Here is a 17,955-nt window from a genome sequence, read left to right on the forward strand (position 1 = left end):
TCCGGCATCACCAACCGGCATTCATCACAACTCAAGGAGAAGATAAGGATGAAAGTCAATGCCATACGCGGTTCAGCGGCGTCAGTGGCGCTACTCTCCCTGGCCCTGCTAGGGGGTTGCGCGACCACCTCGCAAAACACCGCACCCGCCGCCGAACCTGCTGCACCGCCTCCGGCGCCTGTCGCCAAGCCGACTCCGCCGCCTCCGCCGCCCAAGCCCACCAAGGACACGGCTTATACCGTGATGAAGGGCGATACGCTGTGGGGCATCGCGTCGATGCCGCTGGTGTACGGCAACCCCTACGAGTGGCCGCTGATCTACAAGGCGAACTCCGGCAAGATCCATGATCCCGATCTGATCTTCCCCGGCGAGAACCTGATGATCAACCAGGGAGCATCCACGATGCAGATCGATGCAGCGATCTATCATGCCAAGCATCGCGGTGCCTGGAAGCTCGGCCAGCCGACCTCCAGCGACCTCAAGTACCTCAAGGAAAGCGCGGCCGAATTTCTGAAAATGAAATAAGCTCGCCTTACCGGCATCCCGGACCGCCGACGCTCAACGTCGGCGGTCCGCCTCTCCGACGAACACCCTGCTTCGTCAAATTCTGTCAAATAATTCCAGCCCAACCCTCCGCCTACACGATATACCTCGGTGGTAAAATACCGCTGTAAGTACCCGTGTGGGAGGCATCCATGCACAAGATCCTTGTCGGAAAGATTGCCCTGGCCAGTATCGTACTCGTCACCGGCCTCGCCGCACCGGCCGCGCATGCCGACCGCGACGACTGGGGTTGGCGCGGCGGATGGCGCGGCGATTGGCACGCCGACCCGGACTGGCGATTTCATGGATACTGGCGCTGGTACCACGGCGACCATGATGGCCGGTTCGGCTGGTGGTGGATCGCCGGCCCAGGACTCTGGTATTTCTACACCCAGCCGGTGTATCCCTACCCTTATGGCCCCTACTACTATGACTATCCCAACCCACCGGTCGTGGTAGTCCCATCGCAGCCTGCGGAACCAGCCCCGCCGCCTGCGCAGCAATACTGGTACTACTGCGACAGCGCCAAGGCTTATTACCCGTATGTCAGCACCTGCCCGGGCGGCTGGCGCAAGGTACCTGCCACGCCACCCGACGCCGGCCAACACTGAATGACGGATCGCACCATGAAACGCGCCTCGATGATGCTTGTCCTCGCTGCCGGCGGCATGTTGCTGGGCGGCTGCGCAACCCTGCCGCAAGGCCCGACCGTCGCCGTAATGCCTGGGCCCGGCAAACCGTTCGACCGCTTCCGCTATGACGACACGGTCTGCCGCCAGTACGCCCGCGCTCAGGTCGGCGGCAACCCCAACGAGATCGCCCAGCAACAGGTCATTAGTGGAGCTGTGGTCGGCGGTGCCCTGGGCGCGCTTGGCGGGATACTGTTCGGCGGCGGAGAGGACGGCGGAGACATGGCACGGTCCATGGCTGGCGCCGGCGTTCTGATGGGATCGGCGGTAGGCGCCAGTGCGGCGCAACAAAGCCTGAGAACTCTGCAGGGACGCTATAACGTCGCCTACATGCAGTGCATGTACGCCAAGGGCAACGCCGTGCCCGGCTACCCTCCGCCGCATTACACGCCACCGCCGCCGCCCAGCTACCCACCTCCTCCGCCGCCTCCCGGAGCACAGTAAGGCTCAGGCTAGTCGAGTCTTCTCAAGAAGACGGTGCACGCGTGAACACCTCGCTCATGCCGCTGCCGGCCAGCTCGCGGGAAACCCGCCGGCCGTCCTTGCTGACCACATAGGTCTCGGCGCGGATGACGGTCGGCGTGGTGCGTAACCAGACGACGACCTTGTCGCCCTTGATATCGTAATGATCCACCGGCGTGCTGGTTTTCTGCCCGCCTTGGGAGACGATCATCGCATCGGAGGTGAACTGCAGCGTGGTGCCTTTGCTGAAGGTTGCCGCAAAACCGCCCAGCACCGACCCCAGATCCCCGCCGCCTGTATAGCGCTCAAACGTCCAGCTGCCGAGCAGCGGATTGTGGGCCGCACACCCTGCGAGCAGAAGCACAGCGGTCACTCCCAATACCCTTAGCCCGTGACACCAAGCGCGCATGTCTCTCTCCTTCAGTTAAAACCACCCCGGTTAGCGGGGTGAATTCTACACACGCCGCCCGTTACGAATAGCCCTTGCGGGCAAACCTAGAGCGCACCCTCCCCTTCGGGTATGCGCCTCCATAACGGATACATACCCCACAGACCGAGCACCGGCCCCGGCGCCAGCAACCAGACGACATCGTTGCCCAGGACATGCCAAAGCGAAGTGGTCAGCTCGATCGCGCCTACGGTCAACGCAAAACCGACCCCGTTCATGATGGCCAGCGCACTACCCATGACTTCTCCAGGCACGGCACCCGCGGCCAGCGCCGAGAACTGCGGCGAATCGGCAGCCACGGCCACGCCCCAGACCCCGAGTGCCAGCCACGCAAACCAGCTCCCGCCCGCCAGGACCGGATACAGCAGACAAGCCGCGCCCGAGGTCGCAAGCGCCGCGGCAGCCACCCGCCCGCTGCCGAAACGCCGGCTCAGATACCCCCCGGCCACGCACCCCACCCCGCCCAGCGCGATGAAGACAAAGGACAGACCGGCGGTTGCCGAATCCGTGTGGTTCGAGCCCAGCGAACCCGCAATCATCAATGGCGCCAACGTCCAAACGGCATACAGCTCCCACATATGCCCGAAATAACCCAATGCCGCAGAGCGGAAAGCGGCATCCCCGAAGCTGCCGAATACGCCACCCCAGTTCATGCCGGCCGGCGCAGGGTGATGCGGACCGTCACCCAGCCACAGCACCACAACGCCCGCCAGCGCAGCCAGAATCGAGGAAATCCACACCACCCACTGCCAATCCAGCGTGGCGCCAAGGGCACTGACGACGTGCGGGAAACCGGTTCCCAGGGCCAGCATCCCCACCAGCCAGCCCAGCATCATCCCCTTGGCTTCCGGGGCCCAGCTCACCACCAGTTTCATGCCCAAGGGATAGATGCCTGCCAGCGCCAGCCCCGTCAGCAGGCGAAATGACGCCCCCTCCCACACGGTATGCGCCACGCCGGCGAAACCCGCATTGGCCAGAGCCCCGACCACCGCCGACACGAAAAATATCCGACTCGCACGGAAGCGGTCGGCCAGACCCGTGAGCGCGAAGATCAGGGTGCCTAGGATGAAACCGACCTGCACCGCGCTGGTGAGATAACCGATATCGGCCGTCGTGATAGCCCAGGCCCGTTCCAGCTGGCCAGCCACCCCGTTGGCGGAAAACCAGAGCGACGTACCGCAAAACTGTGCGATCACGATGACCACCAGAGAAAAGCGTTTCATCAAGATATTCATCCAGCCGTTCGGGGAGCAAACCGCGGCAATGCGGATTTGCTTGTTCAGTCAGCCGGCTGCTTTCCCCGCGCAGACAGGAGGCAGGTCCACGACAGCAGAAAACCGGACATGAACATGAACATCTGCCACATATGGTCCCGCATGATGCTGTCGACCAGGCTGCGCGTGAAGTAATCGAACACGACCATGCCCAGGGCCGCAGCCGGGGCCAGCCGCTCGTAGGCCAGGCCGGTCCACGCCTTGCGGAACAGCGTACCGATGAAGATCAGCCAGAGGACTAATCCCGGCAGACCCACACCATCGGTGAAATCGATGATGCCACTGTGGCTATGATTACCGCGGGCCAGATCCGTGTGATAGATCGCATCGACGCCGTAACCGAAGGCCTGCCCCTGGAAACCCACCCCCAATGGGTAGTGCCAGATGACATGCAATCCCTCCTTGGCCCAGGCTATGCGCTGATAATTGGAAACATTGACCGTCTGGCCGTCGGGGAATTTGGGCAGCCCCCCCGTCAACCACTCGCGATTATGCGAGGTATCCAGGGCGATGGGCACCGTAGCCAGCAAGGTACGCCATCGCTGCTGGTGCACAAGGGTATAACTCACAAAGCCAATACCCAGTATCCCCACAATGGTAGCCACCATGATTTCACGCCGCCGCCTCGCCGGCGGTGACTGGCTGATCAGCACTCCGATGCTCAATAGGGTCATCAGACCCAGCAACACGGTGCCGTTTCGCATGTCCTCGGCATAGGCCGAGAACAGCCCGCCGGCGAATAACACTCCGATGAAGGGATAACCAAAGCCCAGCACTCCAGCGCGGCCCAAACGTTTCATGATGACTTCGGCGAACAGCAACGCCAGATACATATCCGTCAGATAATTGGCCTTGTCCGGGGAACCGCTGATACTCAAGAAATCCGTACCCTCAAGCCCCCCGAAACGCCGCATCAGCCAGCCATGCTGCACCCAGTGGACAATGTCCACCCCGACGATAAACCATACGTTCACGGCCAACATGGCGAACAACAGCCGGATCAAGGTTTGCCGGTGATCAGGGAGCAGGCGGGCGGCCGAAACACCGATGAAGAACACGATCAGGTTCAACAGCCAGCGTGCCCGGATTTCCGTCAGAACCTTATCTGGCGCCAGGGCCCATCCGAATGCCTGGAGATACATCCACACCGTCAGCACCGCAAACACACCCCATACCACCCACGGGACTTCCCGAGGCCAGCGGTCAACCTGCGGCAAACGCACAAGACCTACGATCACCCACACCAATGCAAAGAACAACAAGGCGTTTCGCAAGGCAATCGTTTGTTGAATCGGCCAGATAAACATCACCGCGGTCAACAAACCCAAACCTACCCATACAAATGGGCGGGTAACAACTCTCTCATAACCCAAGACGGAAAGCCCCATCATCTAAATGCCTTGATCTAAAGAAAAACCATCTCTTGATAAAGTCGATATGAACTTCCTAAATCCGCGAGGCAAAGCGCGCATCATATGGACAAACAGAATAGATGCTAGCCCGGATCTTCGGATGAGGAGTCTTCTGCACTGCATGACCTAACCATGCGTACAGGCATACAGGCATACACCCCTCATCATTATGGGGAACCAAACACAGAATTCCTGACCACACTGCAATCAGAATGCATTTCTATGAACAAAGCCTTTGAACAAAGTCAGGAAAATGATCTTGAGGTCCAAGCCTAGCGACCAGTGCTCAATGTAGTACAGATCATGGCCTACGCGATGCTGCATTTTTTCGATGGTATCCGTCTCTCCCCGCCAACCGTTGATCTGCGCCCACCCAGTAATCCCGGGTTTCACCATATGTCGCAGCATGTAACGGTCAATCATGTCGCAAAACTGCGCATTATGTTCAACCGCATGCGGGCGAGGGCCAACAATGGACATACGCCCTTGCAGCACATTGATGAATTGCGGCAACTCGTCAAGACTGGTTTTCCTCAACCACCTTCCGAAAGGCGTCACCCGCGGATCGTCCCGCTTCGCCTGGACAGGCCCTTCCGCCTCGGCCTCGACATACATCGTGCGGAACTTATAAATAACGATCTCTTGTCCATCCCAGCCATGTCTGCGTTGACGGAACAGGACTGGCCCGGGAGATGAAAGCTTGACCCCGCATGCGATGAATGCTATGACCGGAGACATGAGCACCAAGATCAAACTTGCCAGCAACCGATCCTCCAATGCCTTCATCAATCGATTGATGCCCTGCATCGGACTGGCGGACAGGTCGATCATTGGCACACCGACAATCTCGGTCAGGCCATGATTCAACAGCGACAGACCAAACAGGTCGGGAGCATACCGAACATTGATCGACATGTTCCGCAACAGGGCGATGATCTGCCGCAGGTCGCCGCTACGCTCCAGCGGCATTGCAACCCACACCTCTGTCACTTGATGACAGGTGACGAATTCAGGCAAGTTCTCGATGGAATAGCGCGGGATATCCCCGTTGTATGCATGCAAATACTCAGGTGTATCGAACAGACCGAGCACTTCTAGGCCAGACCAGTCAGCCTCATGAACACGCTCCGCCAGGTTTTCCCCTTGAAGACCAGCCCCGACCACAACCACAGGGCGTCGGTTATATCCCCGGCTTCGCAACTCGCGTAACACCCAGTAGACAACAAACCTCAGGCCCACCAGGAACAAAGCAGAGAGAACGAACCAAAACCCCAACCACAAACGCGAATAGATATCCGCCTCGTGGACAACCACCAAGGCAATTATCACCATGGCAAAAACTATGCACCAACCCAGCAACGCACGTCCCGCGGGGGCATACACACTTTTCGCACGCCATGACTTGTAAATAGACAAGGGGGGGAACACCACGCTAACCACCAACGAACCAATAATGGTCAACGCCAGATACGCCTGCATCATGGGAGGTCTGTTTATCCCATGGAAGCGCAATTTGAATGCCAGCCATCCGGCAAAGCAAACCAAGATGACATCAAGCACCCTAGTCAACATCGCAAGTGCGGACGAATAATCCCGCAGCAATCCACGTCTTAACATAAAATCGACATTCTCAACTGATTAGCTCGGATAAAAAGTATTGCCTTGGCGATACTAATCGACAGGACTAACGACCCGAATCCGACTCATCAAGAGCGAACGACTCACAAGACAAGAAAGGTATATAGATGATCCAATCATAAAGTGCTTTGCCATCCAATAAACTGTACAAATAGGCCGTCCATATAGGTGGGCCTACAAATCTTGAACGCGCGAGACCGATCTTAGGTTCCATTAATAATTGTTATAATATGATTCACATTTCACCTAATCTCAGCCGCGTCTCAATGCCAAATCAACCCTTCCGACCATACAAATCACTTACCAAGGCCGTTATCTGCGCGGAGAAACGCGGCACAGAAAAGCGGTCAGCGTTCCTTCGACAAGTCACATAGTCAATTTGATCCGCACATGCTTCAAAGGTTTCAATTGCGTTGCGCAAGGAAATCTCTGCTTGTTCGCGAAAAAAAACCCCAGTGGGTGATGACGTATCGATCCCATTAACGGACTCCAGCACGCCACCTCGGCCATACGCGATTACCGGCGTTCCGCATGCTTGTGCCTCAACAGGCGCAATTCCGAAGTCCTCCTCTGCGGCAAATACGAAGGCCTTGGCGCGTCCCATCAGCACCGCCAGTTCTGCCGCTGACTTGTATCCCAGTAAACTGATGTTGGAACAACCTGCTGCGATTCGTTGGATCTTCGCAGAATCTGGGCCGTCGCCCACCACCCTCAGTTGACGCGACGGCATCTCCGCAAAAGCGCGCACGATCATATCGATACGTTTATAGGGCACCAGCCGCGAAGCTGTAAGGTAGAAATCCTCCTTGTCCGTACAAAGGGGAAAGGCTTCGGTGTCCACCGGCGGGTAGATCACCTCGGCCTCCCGTCGATACGTTTTCCAGATTCGGCGGGCAATGAATTCCGAGTTGGCAACAAACGCATCCACACCGTTGGCCGTGCGCAGATCCCAGATACGCATGCGGTGAAGGAAATAGCGGGCCAGCCAACCCTTCAACCCCCGATTCAGGCCGGATTCGCGCAGATACTGATGTTGCAGGTCCCAGGCGTAGCGCATGGGCGTGTGCACATAACTGATGTGCAACTGATCCGGTCCAGTAAGCACCCCCTTCGCCACCGCATGTGAGCTGGAAATCACCACATCGTAGCCCGACAGATCCAACTGCTCGATGGCCAAGGGCATCAGGGGCAGATAGCTCCGGTACCGCGTACGGGCACCGGGCAGGTTCTGAATGAATGTCGCCGTGGGTTTACGGCCGACCAGAAACCCGCGTTCGGTCTCGGGCACGAAATCACAAACCGAAAACAGGTCGGCATCGGGGAAAAGCCGCAACAACTGCTCGAGAACCCGCTCGGCACCCGCGTATACAGTCAGCCAATCGTGAACCACGGCAATGCGCTTCATTTTCCAGCCTCAGCCAGAACTTGGCGATAGATCTCAAATGTTGCTTGGGCCATTGTTTTGGCAGAATAGCGCTCACGCTGCACCCGGCGGCTTCGCTCACCCAATCCGCAGCGAAGTGTCTGATCTTCGGCTAAGCGAGCAACTCGGCGTATCGCCTCAGCAAACTCGCCCAAGGGGTACAAGAATCCACCACCCTCGCTTACGAGAGAGTGATGCCCAGTCACATTGCTTGCCACCACCGGCAAGCCAAGTGACATCGCCTCAAGTATCGCTAATGGCAAGCCTTCCCAACGCGAAGTAGATAGATATACATCAGCGATGGCCAGCCAAGGCAAAGGCTCATTGCGCTGTCCGAGAAGTCTGATATTCGCCAAACCGTCTGCACGCGCCCGCCTGTCCAGTGCTGCCGAGTCTTCGCCATCCCCGATCCAAACAAAAAGGCATGCTGGTAGAGCCTTGGCCACCTCGAAGGCTTCCGCCATATTCTTCTGAAAGTCGAATCGGCTAAGCGTCGCCACGACAATCTGACCCTCGTCGATCCCAAGGCGATTTCTGTATTCCCGCCGCCAGCGCAACCGATCTGCCTCTGCTACTGACTCAACGCCGTTGACAATCACACCCGACTGATTTCTCCGCCAAAGTCCTTCTGCACGAGCCATATCGCGCTCTTCCTGTGAGACATAAACAATGTGATCGATCCAAAACGATGAAAGATTTTCATAGAGCTTATAGAGTGATTTTCTGAAGGGGTTGTACTGTGCAACATGCACCCCATGTGGCGTGTGAACGCAGGGCTTGCGCAGTGTAACTGCGAGGAATCTCGCATACACACCAGCACCCTTGCCGTGCGAATGAATCACATCGACACCCTGCTTTCTGGCCCAGACGATCAGTTGCAACGCACTGCTCAGATCAAATCGCCGATGCGGAATGGTAAATATCCGCCCATCAGTCAACTCAGCGAAACGTGAGGCATAAGGTGGCTCGTCTGGGCAAGCCACTAAAGCTCGTCCGTCAGAGGGTAAATTTTTTAGCAACAATTCGATGTGACGTGGACCGCCACCGTGGTCTGCGCGTACTGAAAGGATCAGAATGGAAATCGGTTTTACCGCATGATTCATAAGGCCCAGTACCAAGCCAGCGTCCTCAACACACCTTCTTTGCGCAGGCCAAGCTGTATCGCCGATAACCGTTTTTGGAATCCACCTTGTCGTGAAAGATTTAGAATTGACTCTAGGATATTGCGCTTTTCAGTGGGGATTTGATCGGCTAAACGCCGATTCAACACCTCCATCTGAAGCAGTGCCTCATTCCAACCAGCACGAATCCGTCGCCGCAATGCAAAAGGCCCATGGCCAAATTTTTTCACCACGCCACGAATATTCCAGGCATCTGCACCCAAGGTGTTCATTGTATGCTGTCGGTAATCCACCAATTGCTTTGGTATGCAGAGGACTTCCCCTAGCGCACTCGCTACCAGCAAAAGCCACCAATCGTGCATCACCGCTTCATTCGGGATAGGAAGGGCTGCTTTTAACAGCGCGCGGTTAGCCAGCATGGTGCATCCAGGCACTGTGTTTTGCACTAATACACGTTTGAAGTCCCTACCACTCTGCAGATCAAACCCCTGCCAACGGGAAGCTGAAGGCGCCAACAAACAACCATCGGAATCAATGAGTCGAGCATCGCTATAAACCAGGAGAGGCAATGTGCTACCTCTCCGTTCTTCCATGCTCTTGGCACAGGCAACCAGTTCTTCGATTTTGTTGTCATGCCAGAGATCATCCTGATCCGCAAGCAGCGTATAGTCGCCAGCGCTGTGGGACAAGATACGTCCGAAGTTCGCAGCCGCTCCAAGTGAGCCAGCATCATCCTTCAGGAATTCGATCGGCATACCCTCGTTACGCTCGCGCTCAAGGATCGAATACGTCTCGTCCATCGAACCGTCGTCACGAACCAGGATGCTGTCTGGCACCAGAGTCTGCCCGGCAATCGAGGCCAGCAACGCAGGCAGGAACCGGGCGCCGTTGAAACTGGCTAAAGCGATATCAATGCGACGCATGGTTTAAGCATACGGACTGATGGCAAACACATCATTCGAGAAATCACATTCAGGCCGACATCAATATCCGCATGCGCCCTACCCATCCTGGATGCCCGGGCACCTGGTGCTCCCAGCACTCATTCAGCCGGAAACCACAAAGCGACAGGACATGATTTGCCTGGCTCCATTCGACTCTGTAGTGCAGACGTTCACAGGCATCGATCGACAGGCCTGGCCCGGGAAACAACACGCGCACGAAACCATTCGCTTCCATCGCCTCACCAATTAGCACCTGTCCGCTCGCTGTTTTGCCGCTTCCATCGGACACCTCGACCCGAAGTAAGCCACGGGATTTACTGACACCCGCACCCACCCCCAAAAGCAAGCCGCGTAGCATTCCCGTCAACTCGCGTGGCCAGACCAACGAGCCACTGATTGCGGACTCCGGCTCGATGTTCAGCAATTCAAGAGGCATCACCTCAATCCCATGAGGTGTGTCGATGGCGCGGAGATCATCCGCCCACGGCCGCAAACGCCTCGGGGGAGAGGCAAACAAACAGGACTCATCGGCGAGTGACAAATTTGGGTTGTAGGCAGGGTCATCCATCAAGGTATGTCCCCAGCGCCATTGCATATAAGCACGCTCCAGTGCGAAGCGTTCCAGCTTTGCAGGATCAAAGTCGGAGCCGCGGGATTTGGATTCGTGATGATAAAGCCGCGCGGCGGGCATCCACACATTTCTCAATCCCATCTCGCGCAATTTCAGGCAAAAATCGACATCATTCAAAGCGACAGACAAAGTCTCGGTCATTCCGTCTACGCTTGACCAATGTACTTTACGAACCAACAAACAGGCACCGGTAACAACGCTGAAATCCTGGACTAGTGCTGCCCTGCCCGCATAGCCGCATGAATCCGCAGGAAAGCGGATATGCAAGTGACCAGCCACGCCACCAATCCCAGTCACTACACCTGCATGCTGGACTGAGCCATCTGGATAGAGCAGTTTCGCCCCCACGGCTCCCACGCCGTCCCTCTGAGCCAATGCGAGCAGGTCGGTCAGCCAGTCAGGCGTGATGACCTCCACGTCGTTGTTGAGCAGGCAAACGAATTCACCTTGGGCCTGGGGCACTACCCAGTTATGCAGGGCCGCATAATTGAAGGGGCGGTCATAGCGCAGCACTCGTGCACGCCCTTCATGCTTCAGGGCATTCAGATACGCCAACGTCTCCGTCTCGCAACTTTGATTGTCTACGACGATGATTTCGTAATGCGGGTATCGGGTCTTTTGGAGACTCTCGATGCAGGCCCGCAGCACATCCACATGATCACGCGTCGGGATGATCAGGCTGACCATTGGCGCACCCTGAACCGTAAAATGCGGCAATAAATAGGCACCGCCGCATACAGGCTCCAACGAAGAACGCTCGCCGAGCCGCTGTAGATGATCACCCACTGCTTTCTCGGCTGTGCGGACCGCATAGGGTTTTGCGGTAATGGATGCGGCGGTCGATTCTGCATGGACGCGCCAATGATAAAGCACCGCGGGAATATGCAGAATCTGATCCGCTGCCAACCCCTCCGAAAAACGTAATGCGAGATCCCAGTCCTGAGAGCCCTCCATGCCCTCGCGTAAACCACCGATATCGAGCATGCGCTCCCGCCTGAAGACAGCCAGATGGCATATATAGTTCTGCCCCAAGAGCAACTCCGGATTCCAAGCCGGCTTGAAATAGGGATCTTTTCGTTCGCCGTCCGCGTTGAGTTTGTCCTCATCGCTGTAGATAAGTTGCGCATGTGGATTCAGGATAATTTCGTGCGCTACCCAATACAGAGCGCTTTCCGCCAATACATCATCCTGATCCAGCAGAGCCACGAACTCACCTGCTGCCAGCGCCAACGCGGAATTGCTCGCAGCTGATATATGCCCGTTCTTTTCCCTGAAAGTCAGTTTGATACGGTCATCCAGGGCGGCGTAGCGCCGGAGTAGGTCGCCAACCTCAGGGTCGACCGAGGCATCGTCGGCTATGCACAATTCCCAATTTGGGTAGAGTTGCTGGCGTACGGATTCGATCGCTTTCCGGAGATATTCAACCGGTGGATTATAAACCGGCATGATGACGGATATCAGTGGAGTGGACTCCCAGCCCGCGATGTGGTTTCTGATTGCAGTCTTGTCAGATTCATCCAGTTTGTCGTAATACCGTATCCACAGTTGGTAATCTTTCTCAGCCAGATCAATCGCCCCGATACGTTTTTTAACCATATACCGTAAGCGCGTCTTCAAAGTCATCGGCAACGGAACTGTCCGATAGACTTTGCGCATGACACGGTAGACAGAAGACCGATTTTCCGGATCGGGCGTCTTTACCCTGTTTTTAACATTGCGAAAAAACCCTACTGAAGCACGCAGAGGCGCGGTAATACGCCAAGATCTGGATCCAAGCATTCCCGCCAATTGGACACGCATCTGCTCGACTTCCCCTCTAGCCTGCTCGACTTCCGCGTTGCCCTGCTGGGCGTCTGCCTCAGTATGCTCAGCTTGTCCACTGATCAATCTGCTTGCTTGATAGACACCGTGTCGTAACGCCACCCTGGCACGGGTTTTCAACTGAAAAAACTCTGCGACGACTTCACTCTGGGGCTTTCCCCCGATCCGCAGAACGCCCAAGCCATGACTGTGAAAAAACTGAAATGCAGGATATTGCTTTTCGACCTCAGCCCAGAATTTCCAGACTCCAAAATCATCATGCCGCACCACAGTATCGTGAAAAAGGACAACTGACTTATCACTCAGCTTCGGCAGCCAGGACTCGAAGTCATGTTTGACTGCTTCATAGGTGTGCAGTCCGCCGATATGCAGGAGATCAACACTACCATCCTCGATATTGCTCAATGCGTCATCGAAGCTCTTCCGTAGCAGCGTTGAAAATTGCGCATAACGTGGGTCATGATAATTTTTCAATTCAGCATAGATTTGCTCGTCATAGAATCCCGCTTGGTGATCTCCCGCCCAGGTATCGACGCCATAACATTTCGTATTTAGACCAAGGCATCGAACCGCCTGGCAAAAGGCCGAATAGGAATCCCCTTTGTGCACCCCTAATTCAACGAACACAGTCGGCTGGACAGCATGCATGATGGCCGGCACAAACGATAAATGCCCGCGCCAGGATGTGACATCAGTTTTTCTGTCTGGTATGAAGCCAATACTCGGCGCCAAAAAATGACGCACCCAGTCTAAAGATACTTTGGGTTCAAAAACTCGTTGAGCGAGTAAACCCTGCACTTCTTCGGCAGCGACAGGCCATTGCCTTTTGAGCGCATCCCTTAGCATGTGTGAGTCAACTTCAGAAATAACCGACTGATTTTCCCATATAGCACCAGAGCCGAACGGGCACGAAAGTCCGATCAAAGCAGAGAAATCACCGATAACATCGTGAGAGTAAGCACGTACTAGAACGCTCTCGACACCACCGGTCGCCTGTTCGTAATTTTCAAGCAATCTACAGTAGTCAAAATCCGAAAAGCAGGGTAGCGGATCTGTCACGGAGAAGCTTCTTGAATCAGCGATCTCCGAAACAAAGACGCTCAAATCAATTTTACGCCTCAATCCATCAATAGAAGTATCCGAGCCAGTATCCGCATGAAGCGCCAAATATTTCTGGTATATCGTCCACAGCGATACGGCATAATCAAAAGGATCGCGAAGATACACGATCAGCTTTACTTGATAATCGTTTTTTCTGAATTCATTCAAAAATGACTTAAGCACCTCCGGTTTATTCGAAACGCAACCGAAGTCTTCGGAGGAAAGGATTACAGACTCATGGCAAACCGATGAAAGCTCTCCAAAAAGTTCGTACAGGGTGCCAAATTCTTGCGAGAACCGCGGATCTCCACTGAGCTCCCAAGCTAGGTTATGGTGCGCACCCATATCCTGAAATGGGCGTCCAGCCAGAGGGATCAACATGCCCAAATCAAGCAGCATGTCACTTTGCTCATGCAGCCATTTCTGCAGGGACGTAGTTCCGGTTTTGTGCGTGCCCACATGCAGATACACAGTTTTCATGCGGTCTCCTTATGTAACCTGCCTATACAGGTCACTCACGTTACCCGATGCCACGACATGCCCCTTTTCCATGCGCATATAGCGATTACAGAACTGTGCAACTTGATTCTGTTGATGAGACACGAACAATAAGGTCATTCCACCTTTCCTCAGTTCCTCAATGCGCGCGAGACATTTCTGCTGAAAATCGGCATCTCCAACGGAGAGGATTTCGTCTGCTAGTAATATCTCAGGATCTAGGTGCACAGCGACGGAGAAGCCTAGGCGGGCATACATACCGGACGAGTAGTTCTTCACTGGTTCATAGATAAAATCCCCCAGTTCGGAAAATTCCAGTATCTTCGGCAGCAAAGAACGTGTTTCCCGATTCTTGAGCCCAAACAGACTGGCATTGAGGTAGATATTCTCTTCACCGGTCAAATCTGGGCTAAAACCGACTCCAAGGGCGATCATGGGCACCAATCTGCCATGGGTTATGATTCGGCCCGATGTGGGTGGGATAATCCCGGCGATCAGGGTCAGCAGGGTGCTTTTGCCAGATCCGTTGTGGCCCATGAGCCCCAAGGCCTCCCCTCGTTTGACGGTAAGAGACACGTCATGCAAGGCCTGGAATATGTGCGGCTTTGGACGCCACCGCTTATGCACCAGGCCGACCACGCGTTTCTTCAACGAATCCTGAGCATTATGGTGAAGCACGAATTCCTTACTCACGTGCTCCACAACGATTACGTTATCGCTCATAGCCGTTCTATCAGCATGGCGCCGCGCCGGTAGAACAATGTCAGACCGACCGCCAGCGAGAGCAATGCCCAACCGGCAAATGCCAGTGTGAGGTTCCAAGGTGGTACTGCGCCTTTCCAAAACAACGACTGGAATATCAAGGTAAATTCGGCTAGAGGACTTGCCTTCATGATCATCACCATCGCCGGATGGTGTATTCGAGTAATCGGATAAATGATCGGCGTCGCCCAGAACAGCAACTGGATGAACACTTCAACCAGATGCTTGATGTCCCGAAAATCCACGTAAAGCACGCAAAGCGTGAGCATGATGCCGAATGTAAAACCGAGAAACAGCAGCAAATAGAATGGGTAGAGCAGCATACCCCAATGCCATGTACCGCCTAGCGGGGTGAACATCAGCAACATGATACCCAGCGCCATCAGCCATAGCGTGGCGTTCACAAGCAGACTGGAAAATGGCACAAGCAGTCGGGGAAAGTATATTTTCTTGAGCAGGTCGGAATTGCCGACCAATATTTCCGAACTTTGCATCACCAGCATGGAGAAAAGATTCCAGTGAATGATGCCAACCACCATGAACAGTGGATAGTGTGGGAGGTTCGATCGAAATACGTATGTGAAGACCACCAGATACATCAGGGTGATCATTAATGGATTCATCAACGACCAGGCAAATCCGAGTGCAGCTCCTTGATATCGAATCTTGATTTCCTTGGAAACCAGATTGCGGACCAAATCCCGATAGGCCCACCATCGTGCTACCGGCGCGAATAAGTTCAAGGCGCTAGCACTCATGGAGCGACCCATCTCCGGCAATATATTTTGAATTCATACAGGCAGTAGTCATGAATATCGGGCGGTACCGAGGGGTATTCGTGTATTTTCCGTCGCGCCGACGCATATTGGCTTCCACTCTGTTACGAATAGTCCATCCGCCAGACCGTCACGGCAAATCCATCACCGGGGATAGACACCGCAAATTGGAATTCACTGCCTTTGAGGACATCCAAAACCACGACAAATCCAATATCCCACCTCGGGAGCAATGGCACCCGCGCATGAGGGCCATCACGAAGCCGACAAGGCCATGATAGCCGCGCAATCAAGTGATCCGGTATCGGCGGGATTACAGCGAACACATGGCTCAAGCAGCGGAAAGACTCAGATGCCAGACGCCGCCTGCGATGCCGTCAGAACGGAATGTCATCGTCGAAATCGATCGGAGGTTCCTGATGCGCGGGCGGCTGCTGCGAAGCAGGAGCGCGGTTGGAGGCCTGTGCTTGAGGCTGGCGTTCCTGCGCCGGCGCTGCGTCAAAACCGGCTGAGCCCCCCCGGCCACCGAGCATCTGCATCTCCGAGGCGACGATCTCGGTGGTGTAACGATCCTGTCCGTCCTGGCCCTGCCACTTGCGGGTACGCAGGCTGCCCTCGATATAAACCTGTGAACCCTTGCGCAGGTATTCGCCGGCAATTTCGGCCAGACGGTTGAAGAACACCACCCGGTGCCACTCGGTGCGCTCCTGACGGTCGCCGGTACCCTTGTCCTTCCAGCTATCGGTGGTGGCGAGCGTGATGTTGGTCACCGCGCCGCCGCTGGGCATGTAGCGTACCTCGGGGTCACCCCCGAGGTTGCCGATCAGAATGACTTTGTTGACGCCTCTGGCCATGTATCCCCGTCTCCCGGATGCGCGCCCCGCTCAGGTGGCGGGGCTTAGGAACATCCGGGCATTCTACGTGCTCGCCGGAGAAAACTCACGCAGGCGGGACTCGTCCAGGGCCTTGCGGTCGACCTTGAGGTAGGCCACACCCTCTTCCGCCACCACAACCACCTCCGCAACCCCAGGGATGCTCGCCAGAGCGGCTGCCGTGCTCGCTTCTTCCCTTGCGATCTTGTCTTCAAGGTGCAGCACGTAGCTCGAAAGATAGCGGGGGCTCTTCATGCTGCTTGCCAGCACCAGCCACAGGCCGATACCCAGCATGGCCATCAGGAAGACTGCGTCAGAATCACCCCAATGCCCGTAGACGGCACCGCCCGCGGCACCGCCCGCGAAGATGCCCAGGAACTGCGAACTGGAATAGACCCCCATCGCCGTGCCCTTGCGCGTGGAGGGCGCCATCTTGGCAACCAGCGAAGGCAGGGTCGCTTCGAGCAGATTGAAGGCGATGAAGAAGATCAACAGGGTGGCCATCATCTCGATTACCGAGTGGTCGCTGAACAGGTAAAGGATCTCTGACAACCCGAGTACGGCGATCGCGCCCAGGAACATGCTTTTCATCTTGCGGCGCCGCTCCGCGATGATGATCAACGGCACCATAAGAATGAACGCAACCAGCATCACCGGCAGGTACAGCTCCCAGCTGTCGCCTGCCGCAATCCCCGTCAAGTGGGTCAGCACTACGGGCAGGACCACGAAGTTTGCCGTCAGCACGAACTGCATCATGAAGATGCCCACGTCCAGCCTCAGCAACTGGGTATCCCGCAGAACGTCGCCGAAGGCATCGGCGACCACTTCGGTATCGCGGTGGAGCTTGTGATCGCGCGGGGTCGGCACCGCCCAGAGTGCTATGCCGATGGCGACGAGGCCCAGCACCGCGGTGACCCAGAAGATGCCATCGACGCCGATCAGGCGGTTGAGTATAGGACCGGCCACCAGGGCAACACTGAAGGCAATGCCGATGCTCAGGCCGATGGACCCCATGATCTTGGTGCGGTGTTCGTCGCGCGTCAGGTCGGCGGCCAGGGCCATGACGGTGGATGAGATCGCACCCGCACCCTGAAGGGCCCGGCCGACGATGACCCCATAGATCGAATGCGACATCGCGGCGATCACGCTGCCGATGATGAATATGACCAGGCCAGCGAAGATCACCGGTTTTCGACCGATGCGGTCGGACAGCATGCCGAAGGGAATCTGCAATATCGCCTGGGTCAGACCGTAGATACCGATGGCCAGACCGATCAGAAAGGGCGTATGCCCGCTCAACTCCGCCCCGTACAGGGTGAATACCGGCAACACCATGAACAGCCCGAGCATGCGGACGGAATAGATGCCGGCCAGGGACATCGCCGTGCGTTTTTCCTGCGGCGACATGTCCTCGTCGAATCCGGATGCCTTGCGCTGTCGCATCAATAAACTCCTGTCTAACTAGGTTTTCGCAATATTGGGAAGGTATAGCCCCTGTGGGCCCAGGGGTTTCGACCATTGAGTTGGGAAAAATATCCCT

At 56.0% G+C, this 17,955-nt stretch carries 15 protein-coding genes; 3 read left to right on the forward strand and 12 right to left on the reverse strand.

What is annotated here, in order from left to right; all coding sequences use genetic code 11:
* Positions 1-48 precede the first annotated feature (48 nt).
* From BJI67_RS17985 to BJI67_RS11265, 3 genes are all read left to right on the forward strand, one after another.
* Positions 49-525 carry a LysM peptidoglycan-binding domain-containing protein gene (locus BJI67_RS17985; RefSeq protein WP_083250834.1) on the forward strand — a complete coding sequence of 159 codons (477 nt, stop codon included), beginning with the start codon at positions 49-51 and terminating at the stop codon, positions 523-525.
* A gap of 170 nt (positions 526-695) precedes the next feature.
* On the forward strand, positions 696-1,154 hold the full coding sequence (locus BJI67_RS11260) for a hypothetical protein (RefSeq protein WP_070073110.1): 459 nt from the start codon (positions 696-698) through the stop codon (positions 1,152-1,154).
* A 15-nt stretch (positions 1,155-1,169) separates the two neighbouring features.
* Positions 1,170-1,676 carry a hypothetical protein gene (locus BJI67_RS11265; protein ID WP_070074114.1) on the forward strand — a complete coding sequence of 169 codons (507 nt, stop codon included), beginning with the start codon at positions 1,170-1,172 and terminating at the stop codon, positions 1,674-1,676.
* A 22-nt stretch (positions 1,677-1,698) separates the two neighbouring features.
* Here the strand turns inward: BJI67_RS11265 and BJI67_RS11270 are convergent, their stop codons facing one another.
* From BJI67_RS11270 to BJI67_RS11325, 12 genes are all read right to left on the reverse strand, one after another.
* Entirely contained in the window at positions 1,699-2,067 is a 369-nt protein-coding gene (locus BJI67_RS11270; RefSeq protein ID WP_070073111.1) for a hypothetical protein, read from the reverse strand.
* A 122-nt stretch (positions 2,068-2,189) separates the two neighbouring features.
* Entirely contained in the window at positions 2,190-3,365 is a 1,176-nt protein-coding gene (locus BJI67_RS11275) for an MFS transporter (RefSeq protein WP_070074115.1), read from the reverse strand.
* A 56-nt stretch (positions 3,366-3,421) separates the two neighbouring features.
* On the reverse strand, positions 3,422-4,678 hold the full coding sequence (locus BJI67_RS11280; RefSeq protein ID WP_156782122.1) for an O-antigen ligase family protein: 1,257 nt from the start codon (positions 4,676-4,678) through the stop codon (positions 3,422-3,424).
* Positions 4,679-5,035: 357 nt separating this feature from the next.
* The gene (locus BJI67_RS11285) at positions 5,036-6,445 is read right to left on the reverse strand and encodes an undecaprenyl-phosphate glucose phosphotransferase (RefSeq protein ID WP_070073113.1); all 1,410 of its coding nucleotides are present in this window, start codon (positions 6,443-6,445) and stop codon (positions 5,036-5,038) included.
* A 295-nt stretch (positions 6,446-6,740) separates the two neighbouring features.
* Positions 6,741-7,871 (reverse strand): glycosyltransferase family 4 protein, encoded by a 1,131-nt coding sequence (locus BJI67_RS11290; RefSeq protein ID WP_070073114.1) that lies wholly within the window; start codon positions 7,869-7,871, stop codon positions 6,741-6,743.
* The gene (locus tag BJI67_RS11295) at positions 7,868-8,992 is read right to left on the reverse strand and encodes a glycosyltransferase (protein ID WP_083250836.1); all 1,125 of its coding nucleotides are present in this window, start codon (positions 8,990-8,992) and stop codon (positions 7,868-7,870) included. Before BJI67_RS11295 ends, BJI67_RS11290 begins: the two co-directional genes overlap by 4 nt.
* Positions 8,989-9,933, reverse strand: a complete 945-nt coding sequence (locus BJI67_RS11300; protein WP_070073116.1) for a glycosyltransferase family 2 protein — start codon at positions 9,931-9,933, stop codon at positions 8,989-8,991. Before BJI67_RS11300 ends, BJI67_RS11295 begins: the two co-directional genes overlap by 4 nt.
* Before the next feature lie 49 nt (positions 9,934-9,982).
* Positions 9,983-13,987: a glycosyltransferase gene (locus BJI67_RS17845; RefSeq protein WP_083250837.1), complete on the reverse strand. Its 4,005-nt coding sequence runs from the start codon at positions 13,985-13,987 to the stop codon at positions 9,983-9,985.
* Between the two features lie 9 nt (positions 13,988-13,996).
* Positions 13,997-14,728, reverse strand: coding sequence for an ABC transporter ATP-binding protein (locus BJI67_RS11310; protein WP_070073118.1), 732 nt, complete (start codon positions 14,726-14,728; stop codon positions 13,997-13,999).
* Positions 14,725-15,525 (reverse strand): ABC transporter permease, encoded by an 801-nt coding sequence (locus BJI67_RS11315; RefSeq protein WP_070073119.1) that lies wholly within the window; start codon positions 15,523-15,525, stop codon positions 14,725-14,727. Before BJI67_RS11315 ends, BJI67_RS11310 begins: the two co-directional genes overlap by 4 nt.
* 395 nt (positions 15,526-15,920) lie before the next feature.
* Entirely contained in the window at positions 15,921-16,397 is a 477-nt protein-coding gene (gene ssb / locus BJI67_RS11320) for a single-stranded DNA-binding protein (RefSeq protein WP_070073120.1), read from the reverse strand.
* Between the two features lie 63 nt (positions 16,398-16,460).
* Positions 16,461-17,858, reverse strand: coding sequence for an MFS transporter (locus BJI67_RS11325; RefSeq protein ID WP_070073121.1), 1,398 nt, complete (start codon positions 17,856-17,858; stop codon positions 16,461-16,463).
* Positions 17,859-17,955 lie beyond the last annotated feature (97 nt).

This window comes from Acidihalobacter aeolianus (genome assembly GCF_001753165.1).
Lineage (GTDB): Bacteria > Pseudomonadota > Gammaproteobacteria > DSM-5130 > Acidihalobacteraceae > Acidihalobacter > Acidihalobacter aeolianus.